Annotated in this window: 8 protein-coding genes; all 8 read left to right on the top strand. The window is 63.4% G+C overall.

The window, feature by feature from the left end:
• Window position 1: 1 nt before the first annotated feature.
• The 8 genes from AC6H42_RS00830 to AC6H42_RS00865 all read left to right on the top strand — a co-directional run bounded on the left by AC6H42_RS00830 (window position 2) and on the right by AC6H42_RS00865 (window position 13,509).
• A complete protein-coding gene (locus tag AC6H42_RS00830; RefSeq protein ID WP_497547169.1) occupies window positions 2–1,210 on the top strand; it encodes a trypsin-like serine peptidase in 1,209 nt (402 codons plus the stop codon).
• A 106-nt stretch (window positions 1,211–1,316) separates the two neighbouring features.
• On the top strand, window positions 1,317–2,276 hold the full coding sequence (locus AC6H42_RS00835) for a hypothetical protein (protein WP_497547170.1): 960 nt from the start codon (window positions 1,317–1,319) through the stop codon (window positions 2,274–2,276).
• Window positions 2,277–2,484: 208 nt separating this feature from the next.
• A complete protein-coding gene (locus tag AC6H42_RS00840; RefSeq protein ID WP_497547171.1) occupies window positions 2,485–5,844 on the top strand; it encodes a LodA/GoxA family CTQ-dependent oxidase in 3,360 nt (1,119 codons plus the stop codon).
• A complete protein-coding gene (locus tag AC6H42_RS00845) occupies window positions 5,834–6,850 on the top strand; it encodes an NAD(P)/FAD-dependent oxidoreductase (RefSeq protein WP_497547172.1) in 1,017 nt (338 codons plus the stop codon). Before AC6H42_RS00840 ends, AC6H42_RS00845 begins: the two co-directional genes overlap by 11 nt.
• 589 nt (window positions 6,851–7,439) lie before the next feature.
• On the top strand, window positions 7,440–8,435 hold the full coding sequence (locus AC6H42_RS00850) for a tyrosine-type recombinase/integrase (RefSeq protein ID WP_497547173.1): 996 nt from the start codon (window positions 7,440–7,442) through the stop codon (window positions 8,433–8,435).
• A complete protein-coding gene (locus AC6H42_RS00855; RefSeq protein ID WP_497547174.1) occupies window positions 8,432–9,766 on the top strand; it encodes a recombination directionality factor in 1,335 nt (444 codons plus the stop codon). The genes AC6H42_RS00850 and AC6H42_RS00855 overlap by 4 nt, the downstream gene beginning before the upstream one ends.
• Before the next feature lie 9 nt (window positions 9,767–9,775).
• The gene (locus tag AC6H42_RS00860; RefSeq protein WP_497547175.1) at window positions 9,776–11,071 is read left to right on the top strand and encodes a metallophosphoesterase family protein; all 1,296 of its coding nucleotides are present in this window, start codon (window positions 9,776–9,778) and stop codon (window positions 11,069–11,071) included.
• Between the two features lie 11 nt (window positions 11,072–11,082).
• Window positions 11,083–13,509, top strand: a complete 2,427-nt coding sequence (locus AC6H42_RS00865) for a DNA repair protein (RefSeq protein ID WP_497547176.1) — start codon at window positions 11,083–11,085, stop codon at window positions 13,507–13,509.
• Window positions 13,510–13,600: the final 91 nt, after the last annotated feature.

The raw sequence follows: 13,600 nt of genomic DNA on the forward strand, positions 1-13,600 counted from the left end.
CATGCTCGATCTCCATCCCATCTACGCCGCCGCAAGCGAGCGTCTCGACCGCAAGGACGACGCGGTCGCCAACACGTACGCCCATATTGCCGCCGGAACCGTTCGCCTGATCGACCCCGCTATCGCGACCATCCGTGCGCACCGGCTGGTCAGCTCGCCACTGGCCGAAAAGATGTTCGCACCGGAAATTGCGCGGGAAATCCGCGCCCAGCCAGACATCCGGCAACTTAGCGACCAAGCACAGAACCAGTTGGAGCGGGTGGTCGGCCAAGCCGACTTCTTGCCGGCCTGGTTCCTGCAGCGTGGCGCAGACCTGCGCCATACTGTTGCGAAGATACGCGCGCGCTCGGCGGCTGGGAGGGAGATCGGCGGTACCGGCTTCCTGGTCGGTCCAGGCCTGTTGCTGACCAACGCCCACGTACTGGACTGGTCGGATCAAAACGGCCCGCCGCTGACCGAGATCGCCCCGCACTCGTGGGCCCTGTTCGACTACGAAGAACGCTACGATGGCACGCTCGGCGCCAGTGTCACCTTCGCGCTCGATCCCGACACGCTGCTGCTGAGCAGTCCCTGGAATCTGTTGGACTACGTGCTGGTAGCGGTTAAGCCGCTGAGCGTTGACAGTCAATCCCGCATCAGCGACTACGGCTACAACCGGCTGACAGCCGAACTGGGCAAGATCGCGGTCGGCGAGCCTGTCTTTATCATCCAGCATCCGCTGGGTGAACTGAAGCAAGTCGTCATCAACGACAATCGGCTCGTGGAACGCGACGAAGCATCGTCCTACCTAGTCTACGAAGCGGACACCAACGCCGGCTCGTCCGGCGCTCCCGTCTTCAATCGCCAATGGGAAGTGGTCGGCCTACACCATTCGACTCAGATTGCGCGCGATGCCACTGGCGCCATCTTGGACATCGACGGCGGCCAATGGACGCCCGGACGCGGTATCAGCAAAGTCAAATTCCTGAACTTAAACGAGGGGGTGCGAATAAGCAAGATTCTGCACCACCTCAGCGTGACACTGCAAGCCAACGATGCAGGCACGTCACCGCCCGATTTTCAAGTCTTATCCACAAAGGGAGCCGAGTTACTTAGGGAACTGTTGATGACCAAGCAAGCGCAAGCGCCTACAGCGCTGGTCCGTCCGGTGCCGGTGGCCGCCGGCAGTCCTCAGGCCTCTGCCGGGCCTCGCTTTGCGAGGCCCGAATAGGCGGCAAGACCAGCAGCCACAGCCTCGCAACTTGCCTCCGCACAAAGCGAATCGAGCGTTCAACCGAACAGAAATGTATCCGACCACTCCTCTTTAAGGAAACAGAATGACTGCACTGGAAAAAGTCCTCGACTGGAAAGTCCGCGAGCTTGTTGCACCGGTCACAAAAGAAATCACTGATCTGCAGAAGGAGCGGCATTATATTTATTCCCTGTTGCTTCTGTCCTTGGCGGCGCACTATTTTTGCCCGAACAAGCCAACCAAGCCAGAGGAAAAAATCGACAGAGCGACGCTCGGAGACACTGATGCCCATAATGCCATATTGCCTGCAGACCACTGGGCGGGAAAGCGCGGCACGTTCCTGAATAGCAACTATTTGGGTCACAATATCGCCGCTTTCGCTATCGACCGCAACGGTTATATCATTGACTTCGACTTTAACCACAATGAAGTTTTCAGCAGTTCCATCGAGCACGCGGAAGCACGATTATTGAACAGGCTTTTTAAGCTCACCAATATCCACGACTCGTGGAATGTCGGCGATCGGCAGGTGGATGCGCCTACCAAACGTCCAGCCCGCTATAGCAATATGCTGGAGGGGGTGACTGTTTACACCACGCTGGAGTCCTGCGCCCAATGCTCGGGAATCATGACGCTCGGCAACGTGAAGGAAGTGGTGTATCTACAAGACGATCCGGGCCAGTACAAGATCGGCAATATCATGTACCAGCTGACCAATCCGTTCGATGACGACAAAAAGCACACGGCTCCCTTGCCGACTGCGGGGTCCACTTTCGGCTTTCCCTACTTTGACCAACTGAATGCGGAATTCAGTAAGTTCACAGCTGCGCTGGGAAGCACCAACCTGACGTCGTTCCTGTGCACGAAGCCGGTTTACCAGATATTTTTGGCCGCCGAGGTGCATTTGAGCGAATTCAAGATCGCCGCGCCCACCGGGAAGCTCGTCTCCGACGATGGCATGCTGACGAACGAGGGCGTATTGGCGGAATGCCTGAGTTTCTACCGCTACGCCGTAGAGAAGGGTCTGCGCGGGACCCCGCATTGATGCGGCTTATCGTTTCCGCATGCCTGGTTCACTAGGAAATCGGCAGGCCGTCCGATCTGCTTAGTCTGCGTGCAAATAATGCACGGATATATGTCCGTCGCCCTCCATAAGCGGCTGGGCGCGGCTGCGTCATGAAGCGAACGCTGTCGAGCAGGACAGCGCTCGCTGAAATCCGGATTGCTTAAATAGTCAGTCGAAAGGGAAACCAATGATCGTCAGCTGCGCCATTCATCCAGCCATCGGCATCGCTCGCGTCGGCAACAGCCCAAGCGGCTATTTTATCGGCCCGGAAACTCCGGGAATGCCCGCCCGGCCACTCGACGGATACAAGGATGCTGGCAGCAAAGACAGGGTAAAACGGCAGGCCGCGAGATTCCGGGTCTTCGGATACGACGTGAATGGTCAGTTAGTCGGAGAAATAACCGCTGCGGAAGCGAACGTCACATGGACTGTGGAGCTTGCAAACACTAAGGCGGAGTGGGACCGCTTCGATGGCCGCAAAGGGGAAGAGCTCTTGCTGACGGATCGCAGGCCCATAGAAGAGTGGCGCAACAACGATATCGCCGAGAGGGACAAGCTGATTATTCGCCCACGAGCCGCTGAGCTTACAGGTGCCGGGCAACGGCACCTGTTCGACGATGGGCAGTTCTTCGATGTTCCCGTCATGCTGGGCGAGGCCCGTACCGATGCCGTTGGCCGGCTACTGGTATTGGCGGGTCCCGGCAAGAGCGGGACGGTCGAGGAAGGCCGATTGATTTCCCATTATGCCAACAACGATCGCTGGTACGACGATATCGCGGACGGACCTGTGCAAGCCTTGGTCACGCTGCCGGATGGCCGGCAACTGCGGGCGAAGCCGGCCTGGGTCTTGACAGCGCCGCCCGACTTTGCGCCCGATCTGGTCAATGTGGTGACACTGTACGATGTCGCCGAAAACACGGCCATCGAATCAGGGCAGCTGACCGCCCCTGCAAGGCCTTCCTTTACCCGGCATATTTATCCCATTTTGGATCGGGCGCTCCAAGCCGGATGGACGAACGAGCGCGCGCACAGCGCACATGAACGTTGGGCGAGGAACTTCGATATGGCGACCTTGTCGAGCAAAGGCGCGGAAGCCAAGGAGGCCAGAACGGCCTTTTTCCGTGTGCTCAGGAATCCCGCCGCGACTGGCGAAGCCGCCAAGCAGCAGGCGAATGCGCGGTTCATGCCGGCATTGGCTGGAGACGACGGCGATTGTGAGGACGCCGCACCAGGCAAATGGCTGGCGCTAACTCGTACCCAGTATCGTCTTCTGGAGCACTGGGCGGCCGGTGATTTCGAGAGCGATTGGGGCACAGCCCCGCTGCCGGCTGACCGGATCACCCCCGAGGGACTCGACCGCGCAGCGCTGGAAGCCTGTACCGGCGGCGCTTTCTACCCGGGTATCGAAGGCGGCTGGATTTTCCGCAAGCAAGAGGCCTATCTGGAGCCCTTTCGTCTCGACCCTGACGCGCTGCAGGCGGGCGACATAACCAAGCGTATGGCATTGCCTTGGCAGGCTGACTTTTTCGAATGCAACACGCATTGGTGGCCCTCGCAACGACCGGACGAGGTGCTGCCTTTGGCGGCCTACCGTCGCCTGCGGCAAATCGAAGCCGAGCTCGAAAATCCGGAGTTGGGTGACACCGGCTCCGACCATGCAGTGCGTACCGAGCTCGAACGCGAACACGAGACGCTGCTGAAGCGCCGCATTCCCTGGGCACGCGGCTTGCCCGGCACTGATGCCGGACACGACGGCGACAACGCCATGGTCCAGCACTGGCCGAAACTGGGCTTCGTGACAGCGTCAGGGCCCGACGGCGAAACATACCACGTGCTCGGCGCGCCTGTGAAAATTGAATCGGAAGCGAGCGAGCCGCTGGAATCCAATTGGGCGGACGCCTTCCACAAACTGATCAATATTGAACACTATCCGGAATACAGGCCGATCGCGTTCGATGCGGCGAGAAAATTCTTTGCCAAGGCGAACTTTACCGAACCGACTTACCACCCCTTCCTTTATTCGGTTGATGCGTTCCGCGCGCGGATGGACTTGATCTACAACCAGTTCGTTGCGGCAATCGATACCCCTCACTGGCTGGAAGATTTTCCGAAGGCCGCCGTCGTCGAGAATTTGCGCCAGAAAGCGCCGATGAACCTCACCGATGGTGCATGGTTACAAAACATCCTGGCTGCAGGTCCGGTGGATGAAATACGCGCGAAATTATTCGCCATCTGGGCCGACGAAGCAGGAAACGGTGAAAGCGAGTTGAACCATTCGAACGTGTACGACACCTTGTTACGCAGCCTGGATGTGTATCTCCCCCCCATCCGGTCACGGGCTTTCACCGAACTGGATTTGCTGCCGGCTGCTTATGAGAACCCCGTTTTTCAACTGTGCGTGGGCCTCTTTCCCGACGCGTTTTTCCCCGAACTGCTCGGCATGACGCTTTACCTCGAATGGGAAGCCACCCCAACCATGTTGCCGGTCGTGCGCATGTTGAAGCACCATGACATCGATCCGCAATACTACGCCATGCACGCGGCAATCGACAACGTCACGGCCGGGCACGGAGCCATGGCGCGCGAAGCCATTGAGCTCTACCTCGATCAAGTCAAGAGCACAGGCGGCGAGCAGGCCGTGCAGGAAAAATGGCTGCGCATATGGAACGGCTATGTGACGTGGGCTTCGATCGGATCGCTGGGCAAGGTCTTATACGAGTTGATCTCGGAGCGATACGGCGAGCGGTCGACCGGACACCAGGCAAAAGAGCGAATGATCCAGATCATCCGATGCAAGGCACCGTATGCGCGGACTGCCCACGGACACGTCACGCTCGGGGACGAAACCCTTGCTGCGCTGTTCGCCGACCCGGACCGCCTGTTGGACGCCTTACACCAGCAGGGATGGGTCGATCCTGCGCAACCGCACAACAGCAAGTTCGTCCGGCAGTTGCTCGGATTCCGGGGTCCCATGTATAAAGTGTTCTCCGTCGATGAACAGGCCGCGCTGTTTGATTGGATTGCCAGCCTGGCCAGCTTGCCGCCACCTGTACCGCTCAGCATCGCGGACCAGATTTATGCAACCCTGAGGGCGATGGCCGAGCGTGCCGCTGCGGAATCCGGCCACAACCGCCACACCATCTCGGCAGACGGCGGCCGCACCATTTCGATTGCCGACTTGTTTGCACATGCCGACGCCAAGGACATCATGCGGACACTGGCCGCCAGCGAATACGTGGTACCCGGAGAGCCGAACAGCAGCACACTGATCACGCACGTGTTCGAGCGACTCATGCCTGATGTATTAACCCCTGCGCAGGTCGTCGCGTTCAAAGAGTGGATCGAACAGCGCTGCCCCATGCCAGGCGAAACGGTCTCGCCCTTGGAAGCGCGGAATGAAATCCGAATGGGCTTGCAAGTGCTCGGTTTGGAAAGAGCCGAACCTATCGCCCCTGCTCCGCGCACGGCCGCTGCCGCCGCCCAACTTCTGGATGTGAGCACGTTCGCGGCAAGGCGCCAGCTGATCGGAGCCGGCAGTGTCCACTAAGTGGACTTCCGCCTGTGTCATCGGTAACGGTGTGGCTGGGTGCCTGTCTGCGATCGCGCTCAAAACCAGCATGCCGGACGTGACGCTGACTGGCAAGGCACCCGGATTGCTGGCCAACTATTGCATGACCGTTGGGCCGGCATTTGTCCGGCATCTAGAGGCGCTTGGCTTGGGGTCGGCTTGGCGCGAATGGAAGGGGAAATGCGAGCGTACCGCGCATTGGTCGGCTTGGGGCACGGACACTTGGGATGGTCGTGACTCGCTGTTCAATCCGTCCGGTCCCTGCTATATAGTTCAACGCGCGGAGCTGGAACGCTTTCTGCTGGCGCAGGCATTGTTGCAGGGCGTCAGGCATCATACCGCCGTCATCGGACCGGCCGCGTCTCCGGCTCCATGCACGCTCATCGTCGACGCAACCGGGCGCGCGGCTTTGGTGGCTCGGCGCTCAGGGGCCGTGCGCCGAAGCCTTCGGCCGTTGGTCGCGCTGCACGGACAAGGGCCGGCCACTTCGCAGGACAGCGGCACGACCACCCTCGTCAGCGGGCCCGACGGTTGGTGGTTTTCTGCGACGACAGGGCAAACAACCTCCATCTGTCTTATCACGGGGGCGCACGTCCAGCGCCGCCATGGCGGCAACTGGCGGGACGCATGGCGTGCTGCGTTGCCGCCTAAGCCGGCGCTGCGTCAGTCCGCCTTCCTCCCCGAAGGGATTGGCGGCCCAGTGCTTGCCGGCAGTTCCTGGCTCGAGACTGCGGCAGGTCCGGGATGGTTCGCTGTCGGCGACGCAGCGCTGGCCATGGATCCCCTATCTAGCGGCGGAGCGGAATTCGCGGCTTATTCGGCCTGCCTGCTTCGGGAAGTCGCCCCCCTGCCCGGTGCCGCCAGCGTTTACACCCGGGAGATACTCGCCCGCGTTGGCCAATACCGGGTCGCCCGCCAGCGCTTGTACCTAAATTGCAGCGAGCACCACCGGACAGATTTTTGGGAAGCGCAATGCGCGCTATAGTGCTCGGAACATGCGAAACGATGGGGAACGCCTCCTCCCGCAGCATACATCTGCGAAGCGCCCAGGAAGCGCCTGACGACGGAAGCCAACATGCCAGCTGGGCAGCACCGGTAGTGCATCGACCGCACGATCAGATAGCCGGACGCATCCCAGACCGATACCGGGCAATGTCTGCATATATACATTCGGTCATCACGTTCGCCGTTCGGTTCGCTTGAGGTCGTCCAGCTAGACCAGCCCTCGTTCATCTTGAAGCTAACAATGCCCAGATCCTCTCTGGCCTTTTGGTCGGCTTGGCGTCTTTGATGCGCTGGGCATTTCCCGGCCGGCCGCGCTGTTCGGCAACAAGTGCGACACGACGCCCGGAAACAGTGCGCAAAACACGGGGTATCCAATTGACGCACTCCGGTCCTCTCGACAAATGCGCCGACAGGTCGTCTGGCCTTGCCAAACGTTCCGCGCTGCTTGCAGCCTGCCATCCTGTCAAATCCCGTGCACGGGAAAGACGCCGCTTTTGCACCGATTTCCCACTGGCTTGACACCCCGCGAGTTCGGAAGATGGTGGAGAACTCAATCTACGGGAGGCATCATGGAATCACGGGATCTAATCAGCTCGACGGCTATGCTGCGGGCGGTGGCCGCCGGTATCGACTACGACCATATCGCAGCGGCGCACGGCGTCACGAAATCGACCGTGTCGACGCGCGTGCGGCGGCTAGCGCAGGCGCTGCAGCGAATCGTCGGCGTGATCGACGTGGACGAAGACGCGTCGCCGACGGCCACCCTGCTGCGCCACCACCGCCAAGCCTACATGGAAGCGCTGGAGCATTTTCATCCCGGCGCGGCGCCCGCCCTGAACCGTCCCCCTGCTTCCGTGACGCCGGCGCAAATCGACATGCTGCTGCAGAAGATCGACCGCCATAGCCATGCTCCGCTGCGCGACCGCGCGCTGCTGCTGGTACTTTTTTCAACGGGCGCCAAGCCCCTCGAGATCGCGCAGTTGGCCGTGCACGACTACCTGGACCTGGCCGGGCACGTCAGGCGCGCGTCGCTGCTGCGCGCCGCGATCGCCAGCAACGGCGCCGCCCGCCCATTGCCCTTCCTTTGCGATAGCACCAACGCCGCCATCGACAACTACCTCGAAGAACGGCAGGCCAACGACTGGGGTACCAGCGGCACCAGCGGCTATCGCGGTCTTGATCCCGCCGGCAGGCTGTTCCTGTCGCGCGACGGGCGTCCGATGCTCATTGCCTACCCCGAAGGCCGACAGGTGATCTGCAAGGAGATACACGACATCTACCGGCGCATCTTCATGCACGGCGGCCTGACGGGCGTGAACACGATGTGCGCGCGCCGCATGGCGGCGCTGCGACTGTGGCAAAGCGGCGCAACCACCCGGGAGATCGGACTGGCGCTGGGGCTGCGGCAAGCGGCCGTCATCAAATTGCTCAAGCCCACGCTCGAGGAGCGGGCCACTGGCCGCCCGGCTCGGACAGAACGCTCAGGGTACGCGGGACTTGCAAGCGCGCCGGCCGATGGGAACATGGAATCGACATCCATTCCCTACCGCAGGAGGCTAGCATGAACAGCAGCGACATAGCGACATCGACCCCGGGCCACCGCCCCGCCACCATTCTCGGGCGGCCGCAGCCCAGGATACCGACTGCCGGCAAAATCCGGGCGGGCATCAAGGTGCTGACCAAATCGGCCGCCGCCAACCCCGAGATCCGGGCGCTGTACCAGGACGGGCTGGCGCAGAACGCGACGTTCGAGCAGATCGAGCGAAAAATCGCCGAGCGCTTCCCCGGCGTCAAAAATCCCCTGGCACCGAAGAACGTGGCGTGGTTCACGGTGCGGCCCGACGACTTCCCCAACCCGGCACTGGCCGGCCAGATCCTGCAGGCCTATGGGGAGGACCGGGGAGATGGGCAGTTGCGCCTGTACCGCTTTCCCGTCATTTTTCCGGCGGACGCGTGGCAAAGCGTCATGCCGCACGAGCTGGCCTGCTGGTCCCGCAACGAGAAGCGCTACTGGAGCGAATACTCGCCCGACGGGCAGACGCGCCGCTGCATGATGTTCGCCCCGGCGAAAATCGACGCGCGCAGCCAGCGGACGTTGAGGACCTTCGGTGGCCGGGCAACACAGCCGCGCCAGGAAAACGGCGGACTGTGCGATCCCGAGCGCTGCCCGGAATTCCAGAGCCGCCAGTGTAACCTGTCGGGCCGGTTCGTCTTCTACATCCCCGGTATCCGTTCGCTCGACGCGTTCGAACTGCACACCAACAGTTTTTATGCGCTCTCCCGCGCCATCGAGCGGTTCGAGGCGATTTCCTTCATGCGGGGCGGCCGCCTGGCCGGATTCCTGGACCGGCAACGGACGCCCTTTTATCTCACCAAGAAGCTGCGCCAGGTGTCCCACCTCGACGCCGCCACCGGGCAGCCGGTGCGCAGCGCGCATTGGATCATCGAGCTGGAGGCGCCGGTGGACGTGGCGGCCCTGCTCGCCAAGCAGGACGACGATGCAACGCTGCGCATGGCCGACGCCTGCGCGCAGGCCCTGCAAGGCGAGCCGCAGCATCTGCGCGAAATCGAACCCGAAGCGCCTGCGGCGGACGACGATACACCCGCCGCCGCGCCGCACGCCCCGGCGCAGGCGGCAGTCCGGCAAGCAGCAAGTTCCGCTTCCGCACCGCCCTCCCCGCTTGAGGCCGATGGGGCCGACGCGGTGTACGCGCTGGGAGATAAACTGGGAGTCGGGCGCGCCAGGATGGACGCCTACCTGGATTGGGCATGGGGTGTCGGCTGGCGCCGCAACGCGCAGGGCGTCAAGCGCGTGCTGACCGACCTCCAGCGTTACGAGGACGATGCCGCCGGACTGGCCGCGCTGATCGACACCGAAATCGGCCCGGCGCAATGAGGTGCCGCAATGATCACCATCGCCCATTTCTCGGATTTGCACTACGCCGACGACACCCTGACCGAGGTCGACACCTGCTTCGAATACGCGGTGAATGAGGCCATCAGGCGCCGTGCCGAGGTCGCCGTCATCTCCGGCGACGCCACCGACCATGCGCTGCCCGCGCATTCCCCGGCGTTCGCCGCGCTGGCGCAACGGATACGCCGGCTGGCGGACCACTGCCCCGTGCTGCTCCTGCAGGGCACCTACAGCCACGAGCCGCCCGGCATGCTCAAGCTGTTCCCGCTGCTTGGGGGCCGCTTTCCCGTGCACGTGGCGGACCGTATCGAGCAAGTGGCGCTGTTGAAAAACGGAGACTGGTCGGCATCGCAGGGCTGGCGTTTCGACGGCTGTCCATCAGACGCGCGGTTGCTGTGCAGCTGCGTGCCCACGCTGAACAAGGCGGCGCTGGCGGCAACTGTCGGCGCCGGCGACGCCGCCAGCGCGATGGGGGAACACCTGAACTACCTGCTGGCCGGTCTGGCGCCGTCGCACGACGACGCGCGCGCCCAGTGCGTTCCCAGCATCGGTGTCTCGCACGGCACGGTGCGCGGGTGCACGACCGAACACGGCGTACCCATGGCGGGCCAGGACCATGAGTTCACCACCGGGGCGCTATTCTCAGCGCGCGCCGACGGCTTCCTTCTCGGCCACATTCACAAGCACCAGAGCTGGTCCGAGGATGGCAGGATGATCGCCTATCCCGGGTCCATAGGGCGCTTGCACTACGGCGAGCAAGGTGATAAGGGTTTCCTGATGTGGAACGTCGACGCGCACCACGCCGCCGCGACGCTGGTACCGACGCCCGCCCGGCGTACGCATGAACTGGTATTCTCAGGTGCGCCTGACCTGGCTGCGCTGTCAGGCTTCGCGGCGGAGCATGAGCTGGCCGGCGCCTGGGTCAAGGTGAGCTGGTGCGTTGCCGAAGAGGAGGGGCACCAGGTGGACCGCGACGCGATCACCGCCGCGCTCGTCGGCGCGGCCGGGGTCAAACTGGAAGGACGCGTGCTGCCGGTGTCGCGCTCCCGTTCGGCCGGCATCGCCCGCGCCGCCGACATGCGCGCCCAGTTGCGGGCATGGGCGGCGGCGGCACAGGTCGACGCCGAGCCCCTGCTGTCCTGCCTTCAGGAGTTGGACAACCTGCTGCCCGAGGCCATTGCCCAACGGCTGCTCGCGCCGCCAGCGCAAGACGGCGCCTTGACCGCGCTCGCGGCGGCGAGATCATGGGATCCGGAAGCGCAGGCACCCGCCTTCTCCCTGGAGTGAAGGACAGCACCATGATTCCCCTGTCGTTGACCTTGACCGGCTTTCGCGGCATCCGCGACGGCATGGGCCGTGAAAGCATCACGATCGACTTCGAACGCGAGGCCGGCGGCGCCGCGCTGGTGGCGCTGACCGGCCGCAACGGGCGCGGCAAGAGCACGATACTGGACAACATGACGCCCTACCCCGTCATGCCGTCGCGCGCCGGGACCGACGGACTGGGCGCGTTCTCGTACTACGACGAGGTGTACCTGCCGGAAAACCACAAGGAGCTGGAGTGGTCGATGGCGGGGGTTCGGTACCGCAGCCATCTTGTCATCCGCACCGGCGGCAAGCGCCGGACCGAAGCCTACCTGCACCGGCTGGCCGAACACGGCTGGACGCCGGCGGGCCTGCCCGATGGAACGGTATCGGACGGCAAGATGGACACCTACGTCCGCTGCGTAGAAGGCATTGCGGGATCTGCCACGACGTTTTTCAGCACCGCATTTTCAGCCCAACAGCGGCGCCAGCTATCTAGCTACCGCAACGGGGAGATCAAGAGTCTGCTGACGGACCTGTTGCGCCTGGACGCCGTGCGGTCAAAAGGCGAGCAGGCGGCGGAGGTCATGCGCCTCCTGCGCGCGGGCCTCCTGAGCGCCAGGCAGCAACTGCAGGTCCAGAACAAGCGGCTGGCCGAGCTGGGCGCCGAACGCGACGCCCTGGGCGACACCCGCGAGAAGGCGGCTCTTGCGCAGCGCAGCCGGGAGGTGGCCGCCGCCAGATTGGACGCCAAACGTACCGCGCTGGCTGCTTTGCGCATCGTGCAGGCGATGGCCGCCGGCCACGAGACGAGGCGCGCCCAGCTGCTGGCCGAGCGCGACACGGCGACGGATGCGCACCGACGGACGCTCGAGATGCTCGAGGCCGAATGCCGGCGCGAGGAAGCCGCATTCGACGGCCTGGCCGAGCGCCTGGCGCAGCGCGCGACGCGACGGGAGACCACCCTGGCGTCACTGCGCGCGCAGCAAACGACGCTGCAGGCTTCGCTGCAGCAAGCCGACCGGGCCCAGCGCGCGGCGAAACGGCTACCTGCGGCGCAAACGGTCGCCGCGCGGCGCGAAGCCACGCTGCGGGCGAAACAAGCGGAACTGCATGCCGGCGAAAGCGCGGCGGCGCAGATGGCGCTCACAAGGTCTCAGCAGGCGGCGCTGGAACGCGAAGCAGGCCAGGCGGCCTTGAAGGCGCAGGAACTGCGGCGCCGCTTCGGCCTGACCGGCGAAGTTCCGTGCTCCGGAATGGCGCTGCAGGGTGAATGCAAGCTCCTGGCGGACGCCCACACGGCAAAAGCAATGCTCCCCGACGCCGGCGCCGTGGTGGCGCGTCTGAACGCGGCGCACGCCAAGCTCGAAAGCGAGATCGCCGCATTGCGCCCACGAGCGGACGCCTTAAAACAGTTTCGCGTTTCGGTGCGTGAAGCGGAAGCGAAACTGGCGCGCAGTCAGAACCGCGTGGCCCGTTACCAGCGGCAAGCCGCGACGTGCGAGCTCCTGGCACGGCAAGGCGTCATGCTGACAGACGTCGAGCTCCGCCTGACCTCGCACGACGGGAATAGCGCCATTGAACAGGCCGAGGACGAGAAAGAATACCGCGCCCAGCGTCGCAGGATCGTGGAATTGAACGAACGGCTGCGGCTTGCCGCCCAACCGAGTGCAGCCGTGCAAAGCATCGACAAGCTGTTGGCCGAATTGCCCCCGGCGTTCGACAAACACGCCGTCGGCGTGGCCGAGCGGGAGTGCGAACAGGCAGGCGCGCATGTAAAGGCTGCCGAGCAGGCGCAGTTGGCCGCTCTGCGTGAACATGATCGTGCGGAGGACCTGGAAAGGCGCCACGCCACCGAGCGGGAAGCTTGCGAACATCTTGAACAACGCCTTAGGGTACTGGAGCGCCGCATGGAGGATTGGTCGTTGCTGACCAAGGCTTTGGGCAACGACGGCATCATCGCGCTGGCCATCGACGACGCCGGGCCGGAGCTGTCGATGCTCGCCAACCAGCTGCTGCTGGCCTGCTACGGCCCGCGCTTTTCCGTCTCCATCAAAACCCAGCTGGCCTCCGCCAAAGGAGAATTGCGCGAAGGCTTCGACATCGCCGTCCACGACGCCAACAGCGACTCCATCAAAAGCGTCGGCAGGATGAGCGGCGGCGAGCGGATCTGGATCAACGAGTGCCTCAGGCGCGCCATGGCGCTGCACCTTGCGCAGGCGGGCGGCCAGCGCAGCGCGACGCTGTTCTCGGACGAGGCCGACGGCGCGTTCGACAATCAACACAAGCGGCGGTTTATGGCGATGAAAAGAGAGGTTTTGCGCGCCGGCGGGTACGCGCATGAGTACTTCATCTCGCATACGCCGGAACTGGCGGACATGGCCGACTCGGTGATCGACTTGGAACGGTACGCGACGTAGGCTAGCAAAGGGGTTCGATCCCCGTCCAAGAGACAGCTAAATACACGCAATCTTGTCATCCCGGTAGCACCATAGAGAACCGGAAGCACGC

It is taken from the genome of Massilia sp. NBRC 108631 (assembly GCF_059704565.1).

Excerpts from the sequence above, each read along its gene's own strand:
- AC6H42_RS00830 (WP_497547169.1), top strand. The coding sequence starts at position 2 with ATGCTCGATCTCCATCCCATCTACGCCGCCGCAAGCGAGCGTCTCGAC.
- AC6H42_RS00835 (WP_497547170.1), top strand. The coding sequence starts at position 1,317 with ATGACTGCACTGGAAAAAGTCCTCGACTGGAAAGTCCGCGAGCTTGTT.
- AC6H42_RS00840 (WP_497547171.1), top strand. The coding sequence starts at position 2,485 with ATGATCGTCAGCTGCGCCATTCATCCAGCCATCGGCATCGCTCGCGTC.
- AC6H42_RS00850 (WP_497547173.1), top strand. The coding sequence starts at position 7,440 with ATGGAATCACGGGATCTAATCAGCTCGACGGCTATGCTGCGGGCGGTG.
- AC6H42_RS00855 (WP_497547174.1), top strand. The coding sequence starts at position 8,432 with ATGAACAGCAGCGACATAGCGACATCGACCCCGGGCCACCGCCCCGCC.
- AC6H42_RS00860 (WP_497547175.1), top strand. The coding sequence starts at position 9,776 with ATGATCACCATCGCCCATTTCTCGGATTTGCACTACGCCGACGACACC.
- AC6H42_RS00865 (WP_497547176.1), top strand. The coding sequence starts at position 11,083 with ATGATTCCCCTGTCGTTGACCTTGACCGGCTTTCGCGGCATCCGCGAC.